Origin of the sequence: uncultured Eudoraea sp. (genome assembly GCF_947258525.1) — a bacterium.
Lineage (GTDB): Bacteria > Bacteroidota > Bacteroidia > Flavobacteriales > Flavobacteriaceae > Eudoraea.
In genome coordinates this window covers 1-26,671 of the sequence record NZ_CAMYIP010000018.1, presented here as the reverse complement: position 1 = coordinate 26,671, position 26,671 = coordinate 1, and the positions used below count along the sequence as shown (strand labels likewise).

The 26,671-nt window shown below is 37.2% G+C and carries 23 protein-coding genes; 5 read left to right on the top strand and 18 right to left on the bottom strand.

Features of this window, described 5'->3' with window-relative positions; all coding sequences use genetic code 11:
- Positions 1 to 91: 91 nt before the first annotated feature.
- From Q0X89_RS01460 to Q0X89_RS01405, 12 genes are all read right to left on the bottom strand, one after another.
- On the bottom strand, positions 92 to 1,273 hold the full coding sequence (locus tag Q0X89_RS01460; protein ID WP_297690836.1) for an aspartate aminotransferase family protein: 1,182 nt from the start codon (positions 1,271 to 1,273) through the stop codon (positions 92 to 94).
- A 5-nt stretch (positions 1,274 to 1,278) separates the two neighbouring features.
- The gene (locus Q0X89_RS01455; RefSeq protein ID WP_297690835.1) at positions 1,279 to 2,994 is read right to left on the bottom strand and encodes an OstA-like protein; all 1,716 of its coding nucleotides are present in this window, start codon (positions 2,992 to 2,994) and stop codon (positions 1,279 to 1,281) included.
- A gap of 70 nt (positions 2,995 to 3,064) precedes the next feature.
- The gene (locus Q0X89_RS01450; RefSeq protein ID WP_297690834.1) at positions 3,065 to 4,441 is read right to left on the bottom strand and encodes a DUF2231 domain-containing protein; all 1,377 of its coding nucleotides are present in this window, start codon (positions 4,439 to 4,441) and stop codon (positions 3,065 to 3,067) included.
- Positions 4,442 to 4,467: 26 nt separating this feature from the next.
- Positions 4,468 to 5,532 (bottom strand): twin-arginine translocation signal domain-containing protein, encoded by a 1,065-nt coding sequence (locus Q0X89_RS01445; protein WP_297690833.1) that lies wholly within the window; start codon positions 5,530 to 5,532, stop codon positions 4,468 to 4,470.
- 18 nt (positions 5,533 to 5,550) lie between these two features.
- Positions 5,551 to 6,951 (bottom strand): DUF1501 domain-containing protein, encoded by a 1,401-nt coding sequence (locus Q0X89_RS01440; RefSeq protein ID WP_367176836.1) that lies wholly within the window; start codon positions 6,949 to 6,951, stop codon positions 5,551 to 5,553.
- A gap of 75 nt (positions 6,952 to 7,026) precedes the next feature.
- Positions 7,027 to 10,161: a DUF1553 domain-containing protein gene (locus tag Q0X89_RS01435; RefSeq protein WP_297690831.1), complete on the bottom strand. Its 3,135-nt coding sequence runs from the start codon at positions 10,159 to 10,161 to the stop codon at positions 7,027 to 7,029.
- Positions 10,162 to 10,431: 270 nt separating this feature from the next.
- On the bottom strand, positions 10,432 to 11,703 hold the full coding sequence (locus tag Q0X89_RS01430; protein WP_297690830.1) for an adenylosuccinate synthase: 1,272 nt from the start codon (positions 11,701 to 11,703) through the stop codon (positions 10,432 to 10,434).
- Positions 11,704 to 11,718: 15 nt separating this feature from the next.
- Positions 11,719 to 12,174, bottom strand: a complete 456-nt coding sequence (locus tag Q0X89_RS01425; protein ID WP_297690829.1) for a Fur family transcriptional regulator — start codon at positions 12,172 to 12,174, stop codon at positions 11,719 to 11,721.
- Between the two features lie 97 nt (positions 12,175 to 12,271).
- Positions 12,272 to 14,479, bottom strand: coding sequence for a RelA/SpoT family protein (locus tag Q0X89_RS01420; protein ID WP_297690828.1), 2,208 nt, complete (start codon positions 14,477 to 14,479; stop codon positions 12,272 to 12,274).
- 41 nt (positions 14,480 to 14,520) lie between these two features.
- Positions 14,521 to 15,753: a M48 family metallopeptidase gene (locus tag Q0X89_RS01415; protein WP_297690827.1), complete on the bottom strand. Its 1,233-nt coding sequence runs from the start codon at positions 15,751 to 15,753 to the stop codon at positions 14,521 to 14,523.
- A 101-nt stretch (positions 15,754 to 15,854) separates the two neighbouring features.
- A complete protein-coding gene (locus tag Q0X89_RS01410) occupies positions 15,855 to 16,667 on the bottom strand; it encodes an RNA methyltransferase (RefSeq protein ID WP_297690826.1) in 813 nt (270 codons plus the stop codon).
- Between the two features lie 109 nt (positions 16,668 to 16,776).
- Positions 16,777 to 17,847, bottom strand: a complete 1,071-nt coding sequence (locus Q0X89_RS01405; protein WP_297690825.1) for a DUF3810 domain-containing protein — start codon at positions 17,845 to 17,847, stop codon at positions 16,777 to 16,779.
- Positions 17,848 to 17,918: 71 nt separating this feature from the next.
- Between Q0X89_RS01405 and Q0X89_RS01400 the strand changes: the two genes are divergently transcribed.
- Positions 17,919 to 19,373: an aminoacyl-histidine dipeptidase gene (locus tag Q0X89_RS01400; RefSeq protein WP_297690824.1), complete on the top strand. Its 1,455-nt coding sequence runs from the start codon at positions 17,919 to 17,921 to the stop codon at positions 19,371 to 19,373.
- A 38-nt stretch (positions 19,374 to 19,411) separates the two neighbouring features.
- Here Q0X89_RS01400 and Q0X89_RS01395 read toward each other — a convergent pair whose 3' ends face one another.
- From Q0X89_RS01395 to Q0X89_RS01385, 3 genes are read right to left on the bottom strand one after another with little or no spacing between them, the layout of a single operon-like run.
- Complete coding sequence (locus Q0X89_RS01395) at positions 19,412 to 20,533, bottom strand: peptidylprolyl isomerase (protein WP_297690823.1); 1,122 nt, start codon at positions 20,531 to 20,533, stop codon at positions 19,412 to 19,414.
- A gap of 10 nt (positions 20,534 to 20,543) precedes the next feature.
- Positions 20,544 to 21,095, bottom strand: coding sequence for a gliding motility-associated peptidyl-prolyl isomerase GldI (gldI, locus tag Q0X89_RS01390; RefSeq protein WP_297690822.1), 552 nt, complete (start codon positions 21,093 to 21,095; stop codon positions 20,544 to 20,546).
- Entirely contained in the window at positions 21,092 to 22,108 is a 1,017-nt protein-coding gene (locus Q0X89_RS01385) for a bifunctional oligoribonuclease/PAP phosphatase NrnA (RefSeq protein WP_297690821.1), read from the bottom strand. The genes gldI and Q0X89_RS01385 overlap by 4 nt, the downstream gene beginning before the upstream one ends.
- A gap of 169 nt (positions 22,109 to 22,277) precedes the next feature.
- Between Q0X89_RS01385 and Q0X89_RS01380 the strand changes: the two genes are divergently transcribed.
- Positions 22,278 to 23,306, top strand: a complete 1,029-nt coding sequence (locus Q0X89_RS01380; protein ID WP_297690820.1) for an alkaline phosphatase D family protein — start codon at positions 22,278 to 22,280, stop codon at positions 23,304 to 23,306.
- 48 nt (positions 23,307 to 23,354) lie between these two features.
- On the top strand, positions 23,355 to 23,774 hold the full coding sequence (locus Q0X89_RS01375) for a nucleoside-diphosphate kinase (RefSeq protein WP_297690819.1): 420 nt from the start codon (positions 23,355 to 23,357) through the stop codon (positions 23,772 to 23,774).
- 40 nt (positions 23,775 to 23,814) lie between these two features.
- On the opposite strand, the gene Q0X89_RS01370 is transcribed toward Q0X89_RS01375, so the two are convergent.
- The 3 genes from Q0X89_RS01370 to Q0X89_RS01360 are packed head-to-tail and all read right to left on the bottom strand — an operon-like array spanning position 23,815 to position 25,608.
- Positions 23,815 to 24,108 (bottom strand): DUF721 domain-containing protein, encoded by a 294-nt coding sequence (locus Q0X89_RS01370; protein ID WP_297690818.1) that lies wholly within the window; start codon positions 24,106 to 24,108, stop codon positions 23,815 to 23,817.
- On the bottom strand, positions 24,108 to 24,527 hold the full coding sequence (locus Q0X89_RS01365) for a hypothetical protein (RefSeq protein ID WP_297690817.1): 420 nt from the start codon (positions 24,525 to 24,527) through the stop codon (positions 24,108 to 24,110). The genes Q0X89_RS01370 and Q0X89_RS01365 overlap by 1 nt, the downstream gene beginning before the upstream one ends.
- A gap of 1 nt (position 24,528) precedes the next feature.
- Entirely contained in the window at positions 24,529 to 25,608 is a 1,080-nt protein-coding gene (locus Q0X89_RS01360; RefSeq protein ID WP_297690816.1) for a DNA replication/repair protein RecF, read from the bottom strand.
- 115 nt (positions 25,609 to 25,723) lie between these two features.
- On the opposite strand from Q0X89_RS01360, the gene Q0X89_RS01355 reads away from it, so the two are divergent.
- Both Q0X89_RS01355 and Q0X89_RS01350 read left to right on the top strand, forming a co-directional pair.
- The gene (locus tag Q0X89_RS01355) at positions 25,724 to 26,488 is read left to right on the top strand and encodes a tetratricopeptide repeat protein (RefSeq protein ID WP_297690815.1); all 765 of its coding nucleotides are present in this window, start codon (positions 25,724 to 25,726) and stop codon (positions 26,486 to 26,488) included.
- A gap of 3 nt (positions 26,489 to 26,491) precedes the next feature.
- On the top strand, positions 26,492 to 26,671 hold a 180-nt coding region (locus Q0X89_RS01350), incomplete at its 3' end, for a 6,7-dimethyl-8-ribityllumazine synthase (RefSeq protein WP_297690814.1).

Sequence of the window (26,671 nt, the reverse complement as noted above, 5' to 3'; positions counted from 1 at the left end):
GCTTGGTTTATCTATGGACTTAAAAATAGTCTTTTTGATACTACGCTTAAATCCACTTCAGGGCTATATTATTAACAAAATAGTTAACAAATTATTGCTCTAATTCATTCAAAGTTTCCATTATTATGTTGCAACCCTGGTCAATTTCCTCAATGTTTATAGTTAGTGGAGGAGAAATGCGAACGGCTCTTGATTCAAAAAGAAGCCAAAAAAGAATCAGATTTTTTCTTGCGCAGGAAAGGATTAGTTTATTGGCAATTGCTGCATCTTCCATAATAAGAGACAGCATAAGTCCCTTCCCTCTAATCTCTTTTATGTATGGGTGTTTTAACCTGGATCTGATATGTTTTTCCTTTTCAAGAGTATCTTGAATAAGAGTTCCACTGTTTAATTCCTTAAGCGTAGCCATAGCTGCTGCAGCTATCACAGGGTTCCCTCCAAAGGTTGTTATATGTCCCAATTTAGGAGAATCACTTAAAGCATTCATCATTTCATGCGAAGCGGTAAATCCGCCTATTGGTAAACCGGAAGCCATACCTTTACCCATAACCAAAATATCCGGAACGCACTGGAAGTGCTCAAAAGCAAATAATTTGCCGGTTCGCCCAAATCCCGGTTGAATCTCATCAAGAATTAACAAAGCGCCCACTTCTTGACAGCGATCCTTTACCTTTCTTAAATAGCCTTCTTTTGGCATTATAAACCCTGCACCACCCTGAATAGTTTCTAAAATAACTGCGGCCGTATCACTTGTTATTTTAAAAAGATCTTGCTCAGAATTAAATTCCACATAAGAAATATCCGGTATTAATGGCCTGAAAGGAGCTTTTCTCTCTTCATAATTCATTAGGCTCAGACTTCCAAGCGTATTTCCGTGATAGGCATTTTTAGCTGCTATGAGTTTAGACCGACCCGTAAATCGTCTTGCTAGTTTTATTGCACCTTCTATTGCCTCGGTACCCGAATTTACGAGATATGTTGTTTCTAGTTCATCTGGTAATAGTGAAGCTAAATATTTAGTAAATTCAACAGCTGGTGCCTGTATGAATTCACCATACACCATAACATGCATGTATCTGCCGGTTTGTTCAACCACAGCTTCTACAACTTTGGGATGACAATGGCCAAGACTGCAAACCGATACTCCTGCAACAAAATCTAAGTGGCTATTTCCCTGTTGATCATAAATATAGCTACCCTTGGCGTGGGAGACCTCTACTGCTAATGGATGTGGCGTTGTTTGGGTCTGATATCTGAAAAAATCCTCCTGCATGGCAACTACTCTTTTTTTGGAAGTGGGGGTCCTTTTTTTGTGGTCAGACCGTTAATGGGATTGGAATTTTGTATGGGGTCCTCTTCATTTTCATTTTTTTCTTGTTCTTCTTCAAGATCAAGACGATTATCTACACCTTTAATCTTCACTAATTCAATATTGTTATCGTCTTCGTCAAAAATATCATCTTTGGAAAGTATTCTTTCATCACCCCGCCATATAAAACCTTTGAGTTTTCTACTGCTCTCCGGTAGGTCCTTTTCGGGAAAAATATCTCCATCCGGATTAGTAAAAAAAGTAATATCCTCAATTTCATTTTTGGCTAGTAGTAGTCTAATTTCACTGCAAATAGTTTTGTTTATCCCTATTAGCTCATCATCATCATTGTACATATAATATATTACTTCAGTATTCTTAACCAGGTCGACTATTTTTAAAGAATTATCTATAAATTTCCCAAAGAGATCTTTGCCCTTAGCCTGATTATAACCTTTCATACTTATACTGTCGAGCGAGATTATAAATGCATTGTTTATTACCTTTAATGAATCCAATTTTTCAGTTTCCATATCTGATATGATATAGATACTATCACCGGTCATTTGGTTATCTACATTCCACAGAATTGGTTCTCTTATCAATTGAGTTATTCCGGAAGATTGATCAAAATGAATAGAATCGCATTTTCCGCTTAAATCAGTCTTATAGAATTTAGCATTTCTGAAAGCCCTTAAAATGCGATGATCCGGTTTCCCGGTAAGAAGCAAGGTGTCTCCATGCATATAAAGTGAATCCTGCTCAACCAAACTTATGGACACTGCCCGCTTTGTGGCAAATACAGAGTCTTTGGCTTTAAATACCTCCGCATAGTGCGCCCTTATTACGCCATTATTTACAGTGTCTGTAACAACAATATTATTAGTGGCAGACGCAAATTCTGTTGCTTTATCAAAATAAACACTATCTCCTTCAATGATTCTGTTATTGTAATCTATTCTTGTATTTTTTATGCCATAACCACTTTCTATTTTAGTATCGTAATATCCCCGTTCACAGTATATTTTATAGGTCTCTCCTGTTATAGTAGAAGGCCCGTACATATATGCGTTCTTGGAATTTTGATAATAATCCAATTGTTTAGAATCTATTGTGTAATCAGGGTTTAATATATGGACATTGTCTACGAACTGAAATTTTTCCGGTACCATAAAGTACCTTCCAATTTCACTTGTAAGGGTATTGGCAGAATCAATAATGGTACCTGAGCTTGTATAATAAGATTCCTGTTTTTCACGGTCAAAGTAGAGCGTGTCTGTCATAAGGGTCATGCCTGTGCCTGTGCCGGTACCGCTGCCTGTGTTCTTTAAGACTACTTTTTCCCAGGCCTTTGCAAGTCGCGTATTTCCATCATAATTAATTTTTCCGCTGGTCATCTGAATGGAATCACCCTGTTTCATCCGGATGTTACCAATTGCCCTTAATTTATTCTCTTTTTGATAGAATATGGCTATGTCGCACCAAAGATCGGCCCCCTGGTGTTCAAACTGAACCTGTCTCTCATCTTTACTAAAAATAGATGCACCGGGAAATCGCTCTTCGTCTTTCGTGAAGTTTGCACCATATACAATATTAATCTGCTTAACGTCTTCTTCTGGCTCTTCCTGGGCTGAAGCCAAACAAAGGAAAAAAAGAAATATATTAAGTAAGAGCAATCTGATCAAGACCCAAATTTTTGTTCAAAAATAGGATAAATTAAAAGAGAAGCATAAGGTTTAGCATGGTTTTAGGAAATCATTTGGACGGAACTCCAATTTCGACTTCCAGGTCTAATTTATCATTATCCAAGGCCCTAGCCTTTTCAAAGGTAACATTGGAATCCCACAAATACACTCTTCTTAATTGCGTCATATTTTTAAGGATAGACAAACAAGAATCTGTAACATTAGTTCCATAAAGGTTCAAAGACTCAAGATGTTCCAGGCCTTTGAGAAATTCTACAGATTTATCGGATACTACTGTTTTTTGTAGTTCTAGTCTGGTAAGATTAGGAAATTTCGATATTATTGAAACCCATTCATCCTGTATATCGGTACCGGCAAGAGATAACCAGGTAATATTTTCACTTACATCCGAAAGTTTAGTAAGCTTTTCCGGAGAAAGTTCCTCTCCGAAGTATTTAATATCCAATAAAGGATTTTCATATCCTAAAGTTTTAACCGAGAAGCCGGCATCTGCCAGAGTTTTTAGACGTAAGCTGTCTACTGCTGCTATTTTTACAGATTCATACCATGGTTTTGGTTCAGTATCTAAACCGTATAATCGTTGGATCACCTTTTGCATTGGTTCAGGAATCTCGTGCCGGGTAAGATCTTGCTCAAAATCTGCCCCATTGATTATCCACCATTCCAATGTTTTTATTTCATCATAGGAAAGAGGCTCACCACTTGGGGGCATATATTTTTCACTCTCCTGAGGTAGTGTTACCCTGCGGAAAATTTCACTTTCCAAGGTATTCCCCGCAGCAATTACAGGTCCGTTTTCACCACCTTTAGTAAATAAGTCTATCTGCTGCATATTAAGTTCCCCCCTTTGCTCTTCATTGTTATGACAACTTATGCATTTGGCAGCCAGTACAGGGTAGATCATATCTCTGTAAACTACTACTGAATCTATATTTTCCAGTTGAGGTAATGCGTTTTTCTTTTTCTCTTCCCCAAAAAGTTTTTGTATAGGATCTGGTGCATAGACCAGCAAATAATTTGCTCCATGAGTAAGGTTTCCTCCCAAATGACCTTCAACTAATATTAGGCCTATAATAAGATAGGTGACGCTGTTATTAACCATTTTCGGAAATTGTTTTGGATTTAGTTTTGTCCACCATCCGAAACCGGCAATTACTGCCAAGCCAACACCCAACCATCTGTGCCAAAAAATAGTATCTTCTGCATACTGTCCACTTTCTGCCAGGAACCAACCAAATAGAGCTGCTATAATTGCACTTACTGCTCCCAACAACCAGGCATAGATAATAATCTGATTGTTTTTTTTCTTTACTTTTTTACCCTGATATAATTCAATAAGAATAGCCAGAAACAAAAAGCCAATTGGCAGGTGTACTAGAAGAGGATGAAATCTGCCGAAAAATGTAACAATATCCAATGAAAACATGAGTTTGGTTGATGCTTGTGAAGGTTTTAAATTCTATTGAGTTTGATTGGATAAGTTCTTCCTGAGGCCCATTGCGGTACATATATATTACTGTCATTGTCTATTAAGACATCGTGTGGATTGCGAAAGGTTTGTCCATCGTATTTGGGCGGAACCAAGATCCCATCATTATATTCTGGTTCATTCCCGCCGGGAAAAGAAACAATTTTATTATTCTCATCCAAGACCGCCAGCATGCCATCATAGCTGTCCCAGGTTTTTGTAACGATGACTGCAAAATAGATATTGCTGCCGTGTATAACAGGTCTGCAAATAGAACAACCCGGAAGGGGTATGGTTTCCAGATGATTGCCATCTAATGTAAAACGTTTAAATTCATTAGCCGCTCTGGAAGTTATTAATAGGGTAGGATTCTTCGGATCTCTATAATCTACGGTTATACCGTGACAACAATTAAATGTATCCGTTGTTTCCCCTTTGCCACCAAAATGCCTGATATATTGGCCTTTAGCATTATATTGAACTATATAATTCTCGCCGTAACCATCGGCAATATAAAGATCTCCATTGGGTCCTACAGCAGTCTCTGTTGGTTTAAATTGCTCATCCTTAGAATAACCTTTAACTTCTTTTGGCCTATCAAAGGTCATTAGAATTTTTCCATCCAAAGTAGTTTTAAATACTTTATTGATATTGGGATCTGTAATGAAGAGAAATTGCTCATTTCCCTCTCCTGTAATGGTTAAACCATGGGCCCCTGGAAAATCTCTTCCCCAGGAATCTAAAACTTTTCCAGACCTGTCGTAGATCAGTATGTTATTATTGCTTTCGCCTGTTGTGGTCATAAAAATCCTGCCTTTACTGTCCAAAACCATTTCATGACAATCGTTCACAGGAACCCTGGAGGGGTCTTGTACCCCCCATTCTTTGTCAACTTCATACCGAAAATTGCCATGACCTACAGTATCTGTTTTCGCGATTTGATCAAAGGCTTTTGCACTGTAAATAAACTGAGGTGCCACAGCACCTGCAGCTACTGCCAGGGCAGATTTTTTAATAAAACTTCTTCTCCTATTCTTTGGGGTTTCCATGATTACTTATTTTAAGGTTTAAGCCAGTATTTCTTTAACTACCTCACCATGTACATCTGTTAATCTAAAGCGTCTTCCCTGAAATTTAAATGTTAGTCGTTCATGATCCACTCCCAGCAAATGCATAAGTGTTGCCTGAAAATCATGTACATGAACCGGCCGTTGTACTACATTATAGCCGAAATCATCTGTGGCGCCAAGAGTAATTCCTTTTTTAATTCCTGCTCCCGCCATAAAAATTGTAAAACACTTAGGATGATGGTCTCTCCCAAAATTATCCGGAGTCAGTTGTCCCTGGGAATAATTCGTGCGCCCAAATTCTCCACCCCATATAACAAGAGTATCCTCTAGCATACCTCTTTGTTTAAGGTCTGTTATAAGCGCAGCTGTGGCCTGGTCAGTATCTTTGCATTGAACTTTAATGGCACTAGGAAGGTTTCCATGTTGGTCCCAACCCTGGTGATAAAGCTGAATAAATTTTACATCTTTTTCGGCCATTCTTCTCGCCAAGAGGCAGTTGGCAGCAAAGGTGCCGGGCTTTTTACTGTCTTCACCGTACATATCATAAATGTAGTCCGGTTCATTTGAAGTATCCATAATCTCCGGTACGGAGGTTTGCATTCTATAGGCCATTTCATATTGAGCCATTCGGGCAATTATCTCGGGATCTCCAATATCCTGATGATTCAATTTTTCAAGTTTTTGTAAATGATCTAATTGATCTCTTCTGTTAATTCCGTCAACACCCGGAGGATTGGTTAAATACAACACCGGGTCCTTACCCGACCTAAATTGCACACCCTGATGTTGTGAAGGCAGAAACCCATTCCCCCATAACCTGGAATACAAAGGTTGCCCTCCCGTTTTACCTTTGGTAACCAACACCACAAATTCTGGTAAGTTCTTGTTGTCGGTCCCCAAACCATAACTTACCCAGGACCCAATAGATGGTCTTCCGGGAATTTGTGAACCCGTTTGGAGAAAAGTTATAGCAGGATCATGATTAATGGCTTCTGTATACATAGACTTTATAAAGCACAAGTCGTCAACAATTTTCGAGGTATATGGCATTAGGTCACTCATCCAGGCTCCGCTAGCGCCGTGTTGTTTGAAATTAAAAAGTGTACCTGCCAATGGAAAAGAAGCCTGTCCGGAGGTCATGCCCGTAAGTCGTTGTCCTCCACGCACGCTCTCCGGTAAATCCTGACCATTCATTTTATTTAAAAGAGGTTTATAGTCAAACAAATCTAATTGAGATGGTGCTCCACTTTGAAAAAGATAAATAACACGTTTGACCCTCGGTGGGAAATGAGGAATACCGCTTAAACCTCCACTGGAAGCTTGTATTGGATGTAAAATATTGTTTTGTGCGAACAATCCCATAGGATCCAGCATTGATGCCATAGAAAGTGCTCCCATTCCCAATGACGTTTTTGTAAGAAAATCGCGTCGAGAATAGTTTTTATTATGTTGATGTGTGCACATAGTTATTTCTTATCTCTTTATATTGCTTTCATCATGATTTAATAGTGTATTTGCAACCATGGTAAGTGCCGCAGTTTTACTATTTAAATATTCTTCTTCCACATTTTTATTTCCGACTTTTAAAAATTTTAAGGCTTCACTTTTATTAGAGGTAAACCACTTCGATTGTGAATTATATAAGTCTTTTAAAATTTCGGTTTCTTCTTCTTTTGGATATCTGCTTGTAGATAACCTAAAACCATATTTTATTTGTTGATCCAAAGAATTACCACCTTCTTTTTGCATTCTTACAGCAAGCATTTTAGAAGCTTCGACAAATTGCACGTCATTCATTAAAACAAGAGCCTGTAAGGGTGTATTTGTATTTTCCCGCTTAACTATACACACTTCCCTATTAGGAGCATCAAAAGCAGTCATAGCCGGGTGTGGTGAAGTCCGCCTTATAAAAGTATATAATCCCCGTCTGTACAGACTGTCACCGCCTGATTCTTTGTAATTTAATAATTTATAGGAAAAGCTTGATTTTTCTATCCATAAACCCTCCGGCTGATATGGTTTTACGCTTTGACCTCCAATATCCCTTACTAACAGACCGCTAGTCGCCAATGCGTTATCACGGATCATTTCTGCAGGCAGCCTGTAACTATTGCTTCTCGCCAAATAGTGATTATAAGGATCTTGCTCAAGCATTTCTTTGGTAAGTTGAGAAGATTGTCTGTAGGTATGGGAAAGCACTATTGTCTTAAGTAATTTCTTAATATTCCATTTACTTTCTACAAAGTTCGTTGCAAGCCAATCCAGCAGCATAGGGTGGGAGGGGAGGGTGCCTTGAACACCAAAATCCTGAGGCGTATTTACCAGGCCATTACCAAGAAGCATTTGCCAGTATCTATTAACGGTAACCCTTGCTGTTAAAGGGTTTTCGGGAGAGAATATCCATTTTGCCAGACCTAAACGATTTTTTGGATATTTTTCAGAAAACTCTGGCAGTATCGCGGGTGTGTTGGCTTGCACCTGATAAATTGGTTGTTCATAGTCACCTCGGTTATAAGCATATGCCTGCCGTGCCTCCGGCATTTCTTCCATAACCATAACTTCCATAACAGGAATCATCTTTTTAAGCCATTCATTTCTTAGTTCTTTGAGCTCTTTTTCCAATGATTTTACCTCTGGTGCTTGTGCTACCCAATATTCCGGAGCTCTGGCAGCTTCCTTATTTTTGTCGTAAAGCTTTGCTATTTCATTTGGGGTTAGAACCCTTGAAAATAGATGAATATCATCGATTCTTCCCAGGAATAAACCATTTTCTCCCGTGAAAGCCCTATAGCTTTTTGCTACCATCACCGGCCTATTTGTGAGTACCTGAGCGCCACCGGTAATGGTTTTTATAGATTTATACAGATTATCAAACTGTATGCCTTGTTCTGTTTTAATTCCGTTGATAAAAAGGATCAGATCTTTCGCTTTTCCGGAACCGTTATAACTAAAAGCTACATTATACCATGAATTTCTTTTAAGGGAATCTTTAGACCGGACATGAATATAATTATGCGGCAGGGAATGTATTAATCTTGCATTCAGATAATTGAGACTATCCAAATAAAATTCCCAACCTCGCCAATAATTATTTTTATCACCTGCTGTACCCAATAATGTTTGGGTTCTTCCGGCTTCTCTTTTGGTCGTATTCATCCATAGACTGGCAGAAAATGCATTTGTCCATTCAAAGTTTGGGATATTTTTGAGATAAATTTCGTCGTATTCTCCTGTAAATTCCATGGCGTTACCCTTCACACCTTTCTTAACAGCCGGTGCTTCGGTTGAGGTGACCATTTTATTCCCATCAATTATATGCTCTCGTTTATCCTTAATTTTTTGAACTGAATTCATTGGATAATGACCCAATAGACCTCTTTTGTTGAAATCGCCGGGTAATTGACGCATATATGTATCCAGGGCCATCAATTCTTCTTTAGTTAGTTTCAACTTTTTTTCTTTCTCCTGAATTTTACTATCCAGTGATTTTAATTTGCCCTCTGTTTCCTTATCCGGGAGTGCCAACATTGGCCCGTAATTGCCATCATCTCCGGTCATCCCTAATTCCCTGACATTGTTAAAAAAGGCTGTTAATTCATAATAATCTTTTTGGGTAATTGGATCAAATTTATGATCATGGCAACGTGCGCAATTTATAGTCAGGCCCAATAAAGCAGTCCCTACTGTTTCAGTTCTATCCCAGACATAATTCAGTCTAAACTCCTCTTCAATAGCACCACCCTCGGCAGTCATAGGATGGTTGCGGTTAAAAGCAGTAGCCAATTTTTGGTCCTTGGTGGCATTTGGCATTAGATCACCTGCTAATTGCCAGCTTATAAACTGATCATAAGGCATATTTTCTTTGAAAGCTTTTATGACCCAATCCCGCCATGGCCACATCAAACGCCATCCATCAGCATGAAGGCCGTGTGAATCTGCATATCTCGAAACATCCATCCAATCTACTGCCATCCTTTCTGCATGGGCATCGGTATCCAATAATCTGTCCACAACTTTTTCGTAAGCAGTATCAGAAGTATCCGAGAGAAAGGCATCTATTTCGGATAATGTAGGAGGGAGTCCCGTAAGGTCCATGGTTACCCTTCTTATAAGTCTTTCTTTGTTTGCTTCCGGAGCAGGTTCAAAACCTTTTAGGGCTAATTTTTTTTGAACAAATTTATCTATGGCATTGTTTGAAGGCCATTTTTTGTTATCTAAGTTGGGGATATCCGGTTTTTTAGGACTTAAAAAAGCCCAATGATCCTTCCATTTGGCTCCTTGCTGTATCCATTTGATTATGATCGCTTTTTCTTCTGCATTTAAAGATAAATGAGAATCAGGGGGAGGCATCTGAATTTCAGGATCCGAATTTAATATGCGGTATACACTTTCACTTTTTCGGGCATTTCCTGATACAAAGGCATAATTACCACTGCTTAATTTGGCAAAAGCATTTTCCTCAATATCCAGTCGCAACCCGGCTTTTCTGGTATTCTCATCAGGACCGTGGCAAGAATAACACCTATCAGACAGAATTGGTTTGACATGAAAATTAAAATCAACAGACTCCGGAAGATTATTATAGGCTATTTCCACCTCTTCCGGCATGTCTAATGCACAAGAGGATAAAAAATTAACTAAAAGAATTAAGCGGAAAGAATATCTAAGCATTTTAGGCAACAAATATTCTTAAAGATAGGATTTTTTACTTTAGCCTTAAGCTGATTGGGTGGATTGATAAAATTATATCTATCTATGAAGATATGTTGTAATTATTTGAGATTAATGACAAAATCGTAGCAAACAATTCTAGTTTTAGCTTCGTTTTGTTTTTAAGAATGGTAAAAAATATTAAAACTTGATTTCAGTGTCAGCTAGCTATCTGTGAATAGTCTGCTTTCGATCAGGACCTACAGAAACAATTTTAATCGGAATTTCTAATTCTGCTTCAAGGTAATCAATGTATTCGTTTAGTGTTTCCGGGAGCTGCTCAGCCTTGACCATTTTAGTAAGATCCTCTTCCCACCCCTTCATTTCTTTATATATTGGAGTAACATTCTCGGCTTCAATATTGTAAGGCAGGTGGCTTACCTTTTCACCTTTGTATTTGTATGCAGTACAGATTTTTACTGTTTTAAATCCGCTAAGGACATCTGCTTTCATCATCATTAATTCTGAAACTCCATTAATCCTGACTGCGTATTTTAAGGCTACAAGATCCAGCCATCCACAACGTCTTGGTCTGCCTGTAGTGGCCCCAAATTCGTTGCCAACCCGTCCCATAGTTTCACCAACTTTGTCATTGAGTTCTGTTGGAAATGGGCCGCTTCCTACACGTGTAGTATATGCTTTAAATATTCCAAAAACACCTCCTATATTTCCCGGAGGTACACCAAGACCAGTACAGGCGCCTGCAGCCGTGGTATTTGAAGAAGTGACATAGGGATATGTGCCAAAATCTATATCGAGTAAAGAGCCCTGGGCACCTTCCGCCAGGATTTTTTTTCCACTTTTTTGTGCCTGATAAAGATATTCTTCACTATCTATAAAAGTCAGCTCTTTTAATTCTTTTATGGCATTAAAGAATTCAGTTTCCAATTCCAGAAGATCATATTGGATATCTACGTTATGAAAGTCTATCATAGTCTCATGCTTATTAGCCAAAGCACGATATTTATCCTTCCAGTTATCTAATTCAAGATCTCCAATCCTCATCCCGTTTCTTCCTGTCTTGTCCATATAAGTAGGTCCTATGCCCTTCAGTGTTGAACCTATTTTTGCTTTACCCTTTGAAGCTTCCGAGGCTGCATCGAGTAACCTATGTGTAGGTAAAATTAGATGTGCTTTCCTGGAAATTAAGAGCTTTGATTTTATGTCCAGATCAAACTTCTTAAGGTTATCAAGTTCTTTCTTAAAAATAACAGGGTCTATTACAACTCCATTACCAACAACATTGATCGCATTGTTGTGAAAAATACCCGAAGGAATAGTATGCAAAACGTGTTTTATTCCATCAAATTCTAATGTATGACCTGCGTTTGGGCCACCCTGAAATCTGGCAATAATATCATAGTTTTTGGTAAGTACATCAACGATTTTTCCTTTCCCTTCGTCTCCCCATTGAAGACCTAGTAGCAAATCTACGGCCATGCAGTATGTTATTGGTTAGTTATTAGTTTTTTCTTTATGGTTTCTTGTACCGTAGAAGTACAACGAATGATTATTAATTTTAATGTCGAAAACTTCTTCAATAGTCTTTTTTATTGATTGTATTCGCGGGTCACAAAATTCAACCACTTCTCCTGTATCCGTAAGAATTACATGATCGTGCTGCCTGTCAAAATAAGACTTCTCATATTGAGCCTGATTCTTTCCGAATTGGTGCTTGCGCACTAATTTACATTCCAGTAAAAGTTCTATTGTATTGTATAGCGTTGCTCTGCTTACCCGATAGTTTTTATTCTTCATATTGATATATAGAGACTCTATATCAAAATGTTCATCACTTTCGTAGATCTCTTGCAGGATTGCATAACGCTCGGGTGTCTTTCTATGCCCATTTTCCTCCAAAAAGGCAGTAAATACTTTTTTAACAATTTCTTGATCCTTATTGGTCCCCATAATTACGACATCATCTTAATGACAAATGTACATTTAAAAATGAGAATATTAATATTTTATGACTGCAAGATTACGCCTTTAAGGATAAAGAAAACATCTATACTCTGCTAACCTTTTCAATGCCGTTTATCTGCTTCAAATTTTTGATAAGTTTTTTTAGAATAGCATTATTTTTGACCACAACGGTAATTTTACCACTAAAGGTGCCCCCATCTGTACTGAAATTCAGATTTCGCATATTAACGTGCATATTATCTGAAATAATTTCTGTAATCTCATTCATCAGGCCAAGATTATCAATCCCTGTAAGTTTAATTTCAGATGTGAATTCCTCCTGAGTTGAATCAATCCATTTGGCACCAATAATCCTATAGGCATAGTTGGATTGCAAGGAAATGGCATTCGGACAGTTTTTTTTATGCACTTTAATACCTTCTGCCACACTAACAAACCCAAAGACCTCATCTCCAGGAATGGGGTTACAGCATTTGGAAAGTGTATAATTTAATTTTTCTTCCTCCTTGCCAAATACAAGCATGTCATATTTGGAAGTTATTTCTGCTTTGTCAATATCTTCAGGGATTGGTTTACGCCTAATCTTATTCTTGAAGAAGCTTATAAATGCATTGTTATATGATGATGCAAAATCCTTGATCATCTGATTATCAATAGCTCCGGTACCGATTCGATAGAACAGATCCAAACTTGTCTTGAGCTTAAAATGCACTACCATTTTATTGATAGAATCCTCGTTCAGATTAATTTTCTGGGACTTAAGTTTACGTCTTAACGTTTCCTTACCTTCCTGTGCAATTTGCTTTTGTTCTTCGCGCAAAGAGGAGCGGATTTTTGCCCTGGCACGTGCAGTGGTTGCATAATCTAGCCAATTCTGATTGGGTTTTGCTTTATCTGATGTAATGATTTCAACCTGGTCACCACTTTTTAAAGTTGTGTTCAGAGGCACTAACTTTCCATTTACTTTGGCTCCCCTGGTTCTCATTCCTACTTCTGTATGTATGCTAAAAGCGAAATCCAAAGGGGTAGCGTCTTTTGGCAGTGATTTTAGTTCACCTTTTGGAGTAAAAACAAAGATTTCTTTGGAGTAAAGATTTAATTTGAATTCCTCAACAAAATCAACCGCATTTCCATTTGAGGATTCAAGGGCTTCATGTAACCTATTGAGCCATATTTCTATTCCCTGTTCTTTTTGTTCTCCGTGTTTATATTTAAAGTGAGCAGCATATCCTTTTTCTGCTATTTCGTGCATTCTCTCGCTGCGTATCTGAACTTCTACCCATTTACCTTCAGGGCCCATAACGGTAATGTGCAAAGCCTCATATCCCGTAGATTTTGGTGAAGATATCCAGTCGCGAAGTCTAATGGGATTGGGTGTAAAATGATCTGTGACAATAGAGTAAATTTTCCAGGCAATAAATTTCTCATTCTGCTTGTCAGATCTATAGATGATACGAATTGCAAACTTGTCATATATTTCATCAAAAGTGACATTCTGAGATACCATTTTCTTTCTGATGGAATAGATAGACTTCATCCTTCCTTTTATATAATAATCAAGACCTTCTTTGTCTAAAGAATCTCGAATAATCTTGGAGAATTCATCAATATAATGCTGCTGTTCTTCTTTAGTTTTTTCTATTTTTTCCTGTATGTCCCTGTATACTTCCGGTTCGGTGTATTTGAGACTTAGATTCTCCAGTTCTGTTTTTATGTTATATAGGCCTATTCTATGGGCCAGGGGAGCATATATATAAAGTGTTTCCGAGGCCATTTGTACCTGCTTGTGCTCAGGCATAGCATCCATTGTAAGCATATTATGATACCTGTCTGCTATCTTAATGATAATTACGCGAACATCGTCGTGCAGAGTAAGTAACATTTTTCTAAAATTCTCGGCCTGTTGGGATATGTTCATATCCTTTTTGAGGTGAGCAATTTTGGTAAGGCCATCTACAATACGAGCAATGGTCTCACCAAACATTCTTTCAATATCGTCTAAGGTATAATTGGTGTCTTCTACAACATCATGCAGCAATGCTGCGGCAATTGATACGGCATCGAGACCAATCTCTGAAGCTACTATCTTGGCTACGGCAATAGGGTGAAAAATATAGGCCTCCCCAGATTTTCTCCGTTGATTCTTATGGGCATCAACAGCGATATCAAAGGCAGAGCGTACAAGCTTCTTATCTTCCTTAGTTAATGCCTGATAACTAATACGAAGTAATTCCTTGTATTCATTTGCGATTTTCTTATTTTCCTCCTCTATGGCGGTTTCCACACTCATAAATTAAAATTACCACAATCTTTTCTAGTTACCAACAAAAATCATGCCTTAAGGTTCTGAATTCTCTGAATTAAAGGGGGATGCGAATAGTGCAAAAACACATATGCCGAATGCGGAGTTAGATTGCTCAGACTGTTTTTTGACAGCTTTTTTAACGATTTAATTAAGGGTAATGGTTCGTAGGTTTTTTTGGCAAAATCATCTGCTTCAAATTCAAATTTTCTAGACAGAATGTTCATAACCAAGCCTGTTATTTCCGAGATTGGTGTGTAGAGAATTCCAAAACATATTAAGGCGGCATGAAAGCTAGGTTCGGTAACACCTATAGCAAATGAAAATTCGGGATTATTGATAAAAAGCGAAAGTAAGAACAATGTTACCCCGGTTAGAAGTATTGAAATTATCAGATTAATTATTATGTGGTTGCGTTTATAATGACCTACTTCATGTGCAAGTACAGCCACAATTTCTTCCTCCTCCAATTCCTGTATTAAGGTATCATAAAGTGTTACCCTTTTTTCTTTTCCAAAACCGGCAAAATAGGCATTAGCCTTGGTAGTTCTCTTGGATCCGTCTATCACGAATATATTTTGAAGTTTAAATCCAACTTTACTGGCATAATTTTCAATTTTGCTCTTAAGTGATCCATCCTCAAGGGGAGTTTGTTTATTAAATAATGGCACTATCAACCTGCTATAAAAAAGGTTCATAAAAACCGTGAAGATTGCTATTAGAATAAGGGCATATATCCAAAAATTATGGCCGGCAATTTGGACAAACCAAATCACCATAGCGAGTATACCACCTCCTAAAATTACCATCATGAGCCAACCTTTTATTTTATCAATAAAAAACAACTTTACGGAAGACTTATTAAATCCATATTTTTCTTCTATGACAAATGTCTGATAATAGGCAAAAGGCGTGGTAACTATGTCGCTGCCTAGCATTATGATCCCAAAAAATATAAGAGCCATTAATATTGGGTTATCTGTATAGTTTCGAGCAATTTGATCAACCCATTCAAACCCGCCAAATATGAGGAAACCCAGAGTCAGAATAATTGAAAAGGAAGACGACAGAACACCAAATCTGTAATTATCTTTTTTGTACGCCTGAGACCTTAAATATTCTTCGCTATCATAGACATCCTGTAATTCTTCAGGAATGGGATCCTGAAATTTTCTCGAATTCAGATAATCAACCAGTGCTTCCATAAGGAATTGAAGAACTATGATAACTATTATTGCATAAAACAGAAATGTACTATTCATAAGGGGCTTTTATCAATTAATTTGTAAGGAGATAAATTTTAAAAATCAGACCGATATAGGATTGAATTCTTTTTGATTAATCGCGTATTTGCCGATTCATCTTAACGAAATTCTCTTTGTCGTTTAGCTTCAAAGATAAGAATTGCAGCCGATACCGAAACATTCATGGAATCTATTACACCTTGCATTGGTATTATAATATTCTGATCAGATTTTTCCAACCATTCAGGGGTAAGCCCAGTTGCTTCAGTACCTACCGCAATGGCACAGCCCTTTTTATAATCTACTTCCGTATAGATACATGGAGCCGATAAGTCAGCAGAATAAATGGTTATTTCATTTTCTTTTAAAAATCTGATCACTTCTGCAGTCGTTCCCGTTGCGATATTTACGGTAAATAAACACCCAACACTAGACCTGATTATATTCGGATTATAAAGATCCCCGTTATTGTTTACAATGATTACAGCATCCAGGTTTGCCGCGTCTGCTGTTCTTAATAAGGCACCAATATTCCCTGGTTTTTCAGGTGCTTCAGCTACTAATATCAGTGGACTTTGATCCCTAAATGAAATATCGGATAAACTATGTTTTTTTGAAGTGGCAATCGCAACTATTCCCTCGGTACCTTCTCTGTAGGCTATTTTTTGGTATATTTCATGAGTAACTTCTATTAATTCGGGAATCTTATCCAATGGGCTTATTATCTGCCTCACTTTTTCTTCAGAAATAATTTTAGAGCAAAAAAGGACGCTCTGAATAGCATAACCGCCTTTGCAGGCTAACTCAAATTCTCGTTGTCCCTCTAAAACAAATGAGCCAGAATTTCTACGTTCACGTGATTTTTCTTTTAATGCGTATACTTTCTTAACCAAAGGATTTTGTAAACTACTAATCTGCTTTACCTTGTTCATAGGACAAAAATAGATGAATTGATAAACTTTCGCCTTCCTGTCTAAAAAGAGTACAATTTGAGGCAAGACTAATAGCTGTGGTTATTTTTCCTTAAGTGATGTACTCAGTTTATTCAATTGGATATTTCATATGATAGGTTACCAAAAGTGCGACTATTTGCCCATAACTTTTTATTCCCTGTTCCTGGTTATTTGCTTTCAGAAATGAATTAAAAATTGCTTTGAATATGGGCTCCAAAGGATTTTGATAGGCCATCCAGAATTTATTGAGCTCTTCGTAGTTTTTTTGTACCCCCCTGTTTAAACGGGAATATAATTCATGAAATTTAGTTTCATCTTTTAATTTTATTTCACTTAGGGAATAGCTTAGCGCATAGGCCGATGCAGAATAGTTGAAATAAAGATCCTTATTATTGGCTGTAACTATGTAGCCAATAAAATTTACCTCATTTTCTGCAGAATATCCAATTTGATGACCAATTTCATGACCGGTAACCACAGGGAATCTGAAATTAGGTATTTTAGCATTGACCTGGGCTTCATTTGTAAACGGATTAAGATAACCTCCATATCCCATATAGGTTAATGCAGTACTAAAAGTAGATTTCTTTAAACTTGGATTTTTGTAACTAAAAAGTGGAAATTTGGTTTCAAGCTCTGAATATCCCTTCAGGGTCTTTTGCATTATTTCCTTCTGACTATAAGGAATCTCAACAATTTGAGAAGTATCTGAAGTAATTTTATACTGCAACTCATTGGTTCTTTCAATGAGTTTTTCTGTGAACATTATCAATTCATTATTGGTATAACTATCTTTTAATCCAAGCTGTTGAGACAATGGTACACGGTAATAGTTGAAACCCCACATAATATGAAAGGTAAAATAGGCTACAGAAAGTATCATAGCGATATCTCTGAAGAAAAGTTTTAAATTTTTAATGATCCGGTTTCTATTGACAATAATATACCGGATTGCAAAAATTATTAGGATTGCATAAATTAAGTCGCCCATGGAAAATGGGAGCCATCCAAACACCAGGCGATAAAGCTTTGAAATAAAGGGGTATAGTCCATTACTGTAATAATTTTCAATTAGCTCCGGGTAACTGCCAAGCCATTTTACGATTATTATTTGCGGGATGATTGATAGAGCAATCCCATTTTTCAAACTCTTATTCATGAATTCAAAAATACCAATTATCTCGCTAGGTTAATTTGCAATATGTACTTTTGATCTTTTAAAAAAAATATATGAGCAAAGAGATAATACAATTAGAACCACAATGCATCTGGAAAAATTTCTCAAAACTTAATGCTGTACCACGACCTTCCAAGAAAGAGGAGCGAGTTATTAAGTTCATTATGGATTTCGGCAGATCTTTACAATTAGAAACATTTAAGGATGAAGTAGGTAATGTTATAATTAGGAAAGATGCATCAATAGGAATGGAAGATCGTAAACCCATTACTCTTCAATCTCACTTGGATATGGTACATCAAAAAAATTCTACCACGGATTTTGATTTCGATACTCAGGGTATTGAAATGTATATTGATGGCGATTGGGTTAAGGCGAGAGGCACAACTCTGGGAGCAGATAACGGTATGGGAGTAGCTGCAATCATGAGTCTTTTAGAAAGTAATGATATTCCACACCCCCCCCTTGAGGCCTTATTTACGATTGATGAAGAAACCGGAATGACCGGGGCTAAAGGATTAAAAGGGGGTATACTCAAAGGTCAGATTTTATTGAATTTGGATACTGAAGAAGATGACGAGATAGACATTGGATGTGCCGGAGGAATAGATGTTACGGCTACAAGATCCTATGAAGCAGAAAGTGTTTCCAAAGAGTCTATCGCTTATGCTATAAGTGTTAGAGGATTGCATGGCGGCCATAGTGGTATCGATATTCACCGTGGTTTTGGAAATGCCAATAAAATAATGAATCGACTTTTGTATGAGGGCACAGAAGAATTTGGAGTTAGAGTATCGCATATTGATGGAGGAAGTCTCAGAAATGCCATTCCCCGTGAAAGTTTTGCAACTATTGTTGTAAAATCAGACCTGAAAAAAGAATTTGAAAATAAAATATCTAAATGGATACATGAGATTAAACAGGAGAATTCTATTATTGAAACGAAGCTTGAAGTTAGCCTGAATGAAGTTGAAGTTCCTGATGAAGTCATGGAGAAATCGGCACAGGAGAAAATTTTGAAAGCGGTATACGCAGCACATAACGGGGTTTATGCAATGAGCACTGCAATCCCCGATTTGGTGGAAACTTCCAATAATATTGCCAGAGTTGAAGTAAAATCTGGTAAAATTCGGATTGGTTGCCTTACGAGATCTTCGGTGGACTCTGCTAAAATGGATTTAGCAAATTCTCTTAAATGCGCTTTTGGGCTTGCAGATTGTACTGTTACACTAAGCGGTGAATACCCCGGCTGGACTCCAAATCCAAATTCTGAGATTTTGGAAGTACTTAAAGTTCAGTACGAATCCCTTTTTAACCAAAAACCAGAGGTCGTTGCCTGTCATGCTGGTTTGGAATGCGGTATTCTTGGAACTAATTATCCAGAAATGGATATGATTAGTTTTGGTCCAACTATTAAAGGAGCCCACTCCCCGGATGAAAGAGTGAGTATTTCATCTGTGAAGAAGTTTTGGACTTTTCTTTTACATATTTTGAAGAATACACCTTAGCTCAAATAAAAAGGACCGAAGTTATTCGGCCCTTTTTTTTACTCTGCTATACCCAGAATCTCCAGGTCAAAAATGAGATCTGCATTAGGAGGGATAGGACCTCCTCCTTGTTCACCATATCCCAGATGGGGCGGAATAAATATCCTGATTTTATCACCAATTTTCATTCCTAGTAAACCCTCTTTAAAACCGGCCACAAGTCTTGAATCGGGACTGTAATCCATGGGGAAAGGCTCATAACCTCCTCCTTGTTTTCTTCGTTCGTCGAATTTGTCAAACTTGATGGCAACATCTTCATAATTACTGTCGAATAGAGTACCATCTGTTAACCAGCCGGCATAGTAAACTAATACCTTATCACCAATTTTTGGTTTATCACCTGTTCCTTCTTCCAGGGTAAGAATTTTTAAACCGGAAGGGAGTTCTTCAGCAAGATTTTGCTCCTGATCCTTTATTTCTTCTGCAAAATCGGTTTTAACCTTCGCCATAGCTGCTATAAGAGCTTCTTCTTCTGCAAAATAATCTGTCATTACTTTAACTGCATCAAAATTTCTGGCATCCTTTCCATTTCGAACAATGGTCATAGAATTCATTACTACATCTACAACAGGTTTGTCTTTTCTATTGGGTTCAGCATAAGTTTTTACATTGGCAATTGAATCAACCACCTCCAGACCTGATACAACTTCTCCAAAAACAGTGTGTTTGCCATTCAGAAAAGGTGTCTCTTTATGTGTTATGAAAAACTGGCTGCCATTGGTTTTTGGCCCTGAATTGGCCATAGAAAGAATACCTGCCTTATCATGTACCAAGGAGTCATTAAATTCATCTTTAAACCTATAACCCGGGTTTCCACGACCTGTTCCGGTAGGATCACCCCCCTGGATCATAAAGTCTTTTATAACTCTGTGAAAAATAATTCCATCATAGTACTTTCTGTCTTTATACTCTTCACTAACAAAGGGATTATTGCCCTCTGCAAGGGATACAAAATTCGCAACCGTTACAGGAGTTTTTTCCATTTCGAGCTTTATAATAATATCTCCCTGGCTCGTATTTATATCAGCAAATAAACCATCTCCCAGATCTCTGTATTTACTGGATGTACAGCTGGTTAATGCGGTGAGGCCAATTAAAGCAATTACAATTATTCTTTTCATATTTTAGAATTTAATTATCAGGATTTTCTTTTTGTTTATCAATTTTTAGAATGCTAATGGTGGACTTAAGTGCCACGTTTGGTCCAATTTTGTTGTTATCCCCATGATATCCGTATGCCATTGCAGAAGGGAAAAAGAATGTGGCTGTCTCATTTTCTTTAAGTAGCTTGACGCTATTGCGCAGGCCCGGAAATAATTCCTGTTTATCTACTTTATAATTTATCGTTCCAATTTCCTCCATCGTATAGATGGTATCATTTTCGAGACTAACCACATTATAATTAAGCGTCACCAGATCATCGGTAATGGGAGTATAATCGCTTTCCTCATTCATAGTATTGTAGTAGTACCAAGATCCTGAGGCTGATGTCAGATAATCATTAAGGGTATCATTTGCTATGATTTGTTGAATAATTTGCTCTTCCTGTTTTAAAAGTTCAATATTCCTCTGAACAGATGCCTTAATAAGACTTCCGGACTGTGTTTTAACAGGTCGCCTCGGTTCAGGTTCACCACAGGCGAAAACGAATATGAACGGTAATAAATAAATGAATTTTTTCATCTGGTAAGCTGTTCTTTATAGTTTTCCAATAAGGCTTCAAATTGCTTTATTGTACCCTCCATATTGTTATCGCTTCTTCCTCCCGCGGCGTTCATATGCCCACCTCCATGAAAGTGGTTTCTTGCAAATTCATTCACCGAAAAATTTCCTTCCGAACGAAAAGAAATTTTAATAATTCCTTCTTCCTTATTTTCAATAAAAATAACCGCAAATCTAATATTTTGTATCGTCAGACCGTAATTTACAAAACCTTCGGTATCTCCTTTTCTATAATTATGGGCATCTAATTCTTCCTGGCTCAAAGTAGTATATGCCGTGTTATAATTCTTCAGAATCACCATATTTTTTAATGCACAACTCAAGAGTTTTAACCTATCGGGAGTATTGGTATCAAATATTTTATTTTGAATTTCAAAGCTATTAGCTCCTTTATTAATAAGATGAGCTACAACCTGATGTGTTTTACTTGTCGTTGAGGAATACTTAAAAGAACCTGTATCGGTTACAATTCCGGAATATAAACAATCAGCAATTTCACTTGAAATCTTATTAGCATCGCCCAGAGAACTAATGAAATTATATACCATTTCAGATGTAGAACTCATTTTTGAATCTGAATAGGTTATTTGTGCGTAGTTATCAGGGGCTTGATGATGGTCTATCATGATAAAAGGGGCATCTAAACCTTCCAGTATAGGTGTCATCTGTCCAACTCTGCCAAGATGATTAAAATCAAGGGTAAAACAAAGGTCAGCGGCTTTAAGGTATTCGACTGCTGCAGTATTATCTTTTTCGAAGTTAATAACTTCGTTAGTGCCAGGCATCCACTTTAGGAACCTGGGATAATCATTGGGTACAATTACCCTGACTTCCTGTCCAATCGATTTGAGATAATGCCATAAACCCAGCGAAGAGCCAATAGCGTCGCCATCGGGGTTTTTATGGGGCACAATTACTATCTTTTGCGGCTTTGAGAGCAGTGCTTTTATGGCCTGTACATCCTCAGAATTCATGCGCGCAAAGATACAATTAAATTAGAGATTCCCTATGCAGGTAAATTAAAAGTAAGTCAGAGAAGAATACTTCACATATTCGACTCTATAATACTTCCAAAAAGTATTTTGGGGTAGTACAAATATTCCTTTTATAAAAGTTTATTTTAGCGTACAAAACCTGAGCTTAATGTATAAATACTTGTTTGTTTTAATCGCCTTTGCTTTCCTGGCAGCTTGTACTGCCAAAAAAAAATCGTTAAAGACCACTGTTCCTGAGTCCGAAATTACGATTGCTTTCGGTTCCTGTAATAAGCAAAATTTAGAAAATTTATTATGGGATGATATAAAAGAAGCAAGTCCGTTATTATGGATCTGGGGTGGTGATATAGTCTACGCAGACACAGATGATGTATCGAAAATAAGAGAATTATATGACGCTCAAAATAAGGTATCAGGCTATAGAAAGTTAAAGAAGAATACTCAGGTAATTGGGACCTGGGATGATCACGACTATGGCTTAAATGATGGAGGCACTGAATTTGTATCTAAAAGACAAAGCCAGCAGGCTTTCTTAGATTTTATTGACGTACCGCCAGATCATCCCAGGCGAATGCAGGAGGGGGTATATTTTGCATATAATTATACTGGAAATCTTGGCAAGATAAAAATACTAGTTTTAGACACACGATATTTTAGAACAGCTTTAACCACGGATACGGAAACTGACAGACGCTATAAACCCAATCCTTATGGTGAGGGTACACTTCTGGGAGAAGCACAATGGAAATGGCTAGCCAATGAGTTGAACAATTCGGATGCGGATTTTAATCTTGTAGTTAGCAGCATTCAATTCTTGTCTAATGAACACGGTTTCGAGTGCTGGGGGAATTTCCCCCATGAAGTAGATAGATTTAAAAAATTATTAGTGGATTCACAGGCAAAAGGAGTAATTATTCTTTCGGGCGACCGCCATATTTCAGAATTTTCTAAATTAGATATTCCCGGACTTTCCTACCCATTGATTGATTTTACAAGTAGTGGACTTACTCATGCATACTCGGATTTTTCCGGGGAACCCAATCCATATCGGATAGGAGGTGTTATATCTAAAGAGAGTTTTGGACTGGTAAAGTTCAATTTGATTACCAGGGAAGTGATTTTGCAAATTGTAGAAAATGACGGTATTGTGCCTCTGGAAATAAGGCAGAATTATTAATGTTGTGGTTTGCTGCAAGAAAATGTATTTTTGCCCAAAATTTTATAAATGACAACGAACAGAACCTTTACAATGATAAAACCAGATGCGGTAGAAAATGGACATATCGGTGCCATTTTAGAAAAAATCACCTCTGCAGGTTTCAAGATCATTGCTATGAAATATACTCAATTGAGCAAGCGTGATGCACAGCAGTTTTATGCTATTCACAATGAGCGCCCTTTCTTTGGTGAATTGATACAGTTTATGACAAGGGGACCAATTGTTTCCGCTATTTTAGAAAAAGATAATGCAGTGGATGACTTTAGAGCCTTAATAGGGGCTACCAATCCCGCTGAAGCTGCTGAAGGAACCATAAGAAAATTATTTGCCAAAGACATTGGCGAAAACGCAATACATGGTTCCGATAGCGATGAAAATGCCGCAATAGAAGGAAGTTTCCATTTTTCAGGCAGGGAAATCTACTAAAGAACAAAGAAGAAAAAATCGCTTATATAAGCGGGGCCATTTACCTCAACACAATATTTTTAACCAAATCCTTTTTCAATTCTTCATTGAGCATATCAATGATCTTGGATTTTCCATGACTTAGTTCTTCCCTTAATACGGAGGATGAAAGTGAGACAAAAAGAGTATTGTTACGCAACTCCACTGAAGTCGTATAATTATTAACTCCATTGTCCATTATCTTTTCCCATGCTTCCCTTACCATAACCTTGTCCATTCCCTTCTGCAATTTATTTTCTTTAATAAATGCATTTAAAGCCTCACTAAGGGAATGAAGATTTTTTTCTTTAGCCATTACGGTTTAGCATTGATAGGTTGAAAACGCCTGTAATGATAAGACAGACCTTCTTTATTTTTAACAACCATTTTGGTTTTAGTAATCTCAATTAATTGCTCATCCCAAGTACTTAAATCATTCTTGTAAATCATCCAAAATAAGCCTTCTTTTTGAATTATTTGGAATGACTCTGCGTCACTGGAAGTGCTAAAAGTCCCATCAAATTTGGGCTGCATTTTCTTACGAAAACCTTTCATTTGCTCACATTCGAAATAATCAATACTTAAATTGACGTCATATTCTTTGGTCTTTCCATCCGGAAATTTAACCTCTTGGATCTCCCAATATCCATTGATATAGTTTAAATCTGATACGGATATTTTTTCAGAACAAGCCAGAGCGCATAAAAACAGTATTAATGATACAAATTTGCGCATACTACAATTTAAAAATTTTATAGGATTGATGAATAGATTTCACAACATTTTCTGTTCGCTCCGGATGAGTGTCACTTATAAATATTTGACCAAAATTTTCATTGTCTACTAAAGTGATAATATGTTTCACCCTATTTTCATCCAATTTGTCAAAGATATCATCTAAAAGCATAATCGGGGTTGTTCCGGCATGTGCTTTTAAAAATTGAAACTGAGCAAATTTTAAAGCAATTAAAAATGATTTTTGCTGACCCTGGCTACCAAATTTCTTAATGGGATAGTTTTCTATTTCAAAGCGAAGGTCATCTTTATGTATTCCTACTGAAGTGTACTGCAGGGCCCTGTCTTTTTCAATATTGCTTTGAAGCAGCGGCAATAGATCTTGTGTGAATAATTTGCTTTCATAATTAATATTGACTAATTCCTCTCCGCCGGAAATTGCCAAGTATTGCTCTTTGAAAATAGGAATAAAATCTTCAACGAAGGCCGCTCTTTTATTGAAAATGCTGGTTCCATAATCAGTCAGTTGTTCATTATAAACGGAAATGGTCTCCTGATCGAAAGAATGGTTAATTGCAAAATATTTCAGCAGGGTATTGCGCTGTTGAAGAATTTTATTGTATTTAATGAGTGTTTGCAGGTACTCCTTATCGGACTGTGATATAACACCGTCCATAAATTTTCTTCTAATATCACTTCCCTCGAGGATTAGATCCCTGTCTGCTGGTGAGATAATAACTAAAGGCAATAGACCAATATGATCAGATAAGCGATCATAAACTTTATTGTTGCGCTTAATGATTTTTTTCATCCCTTTTTTGAGGCTGCAAACAATTTTTTCGTTCCTGTCTCTGAGTTTGAAGGTTCCTTCTATGATAAAAAAATCCTCTCCGTGTTTTATATTCTGACCGGCTTGTGGATTAAAATAGCTTTTGCCAAATGCAAGGTGGTAAATAGCATCAAGGACATTGGTTTTCCCTTTTCCATTATCGCCAACAAAACAATTCGTTTTAGAGTCGAATTCAAATTGCTGTTCTTCAAAATTTTTGTAGTTAACCAGTGATAAATTCTTCAGAAACATTGGGAAAGTAATTTGGCAATAAATATGGATGGTGCAAATTATCGAAAAATAACGAATAATTTGGCTTTACGTTTTGGATAAAAACTTTATTTTTGCGCGACCAATAAATTTTAAGATGGCAACATATAAGAAAAGGGGATACAAGCCTAAAAATAAAGCCGAAGAGAGAGAACTTGCTTCTCAGAAAAGCGCAACGGCGGAAGTTTTTAGCAGCTTAGATGAGAGTGCTTCAAGATCAGAACAATGGGTGGCCAAAAATCAAAATTATATTCTTGGCCTAATAGGTGTGATTGCCATTGGGGTCTTAGGTTATCTTGCTTATAATCAGTTTATTCAGGTGCCAAAGGAGGCTAATGCTGCTAATGAACTTTTTTACCCTCAACAGTATTTTGATCAGGCTTTAAACAATACAACTGAAAAGGATTCATTGTTTACTTTAGCTTTAAATGGAGCCGAAGGGAAATATGGATTTTTGGATATTATAGACGAGTACAAAGGAACGAAAGCAGCTAACCTGGCAAATTATTCTGCAGGCATGGCTTATTTGAATATGCAACAATACGAAGATGCTATAAGGCATTTGGAAAGTTTTTCTTCTGATGATGCAATCCTTGGTTCCCTGGCTAAAGGAGGAATTGGAGATGCCTTTATGCAATTAGGACAGGCTTCAGATGCCCTGGGATATTACGAATTGGCATTTGCACACAGTACAAATGATTACACTACCCCAAGATTTCTATATAAAGCAGGAGTAACAGCAATGGAGCTGAATCAGAATGATAAGGCACTTCAGTATTTCCAAAGAATTAAAGATGAATTTTCAAATTCCGAAGAAGCCAAAACTATAGATGCTTTTATAGGAATGGCTAAAAGCAAGTAATAAATGGCTACGTCCAACAAAAATTTGTCAGTTTATGACAAGAAAACAATCCCAAACGCGAATGCCCTTCGGTTTGGGATTGTTGTTTCAGAATGGAATACTGAGATTACAGAAGGTCTATATAAAGGAGCCGAAACCGCTTTACTGGATTGTGGTGCTAAACAAGGCAACATTATAAGGTGG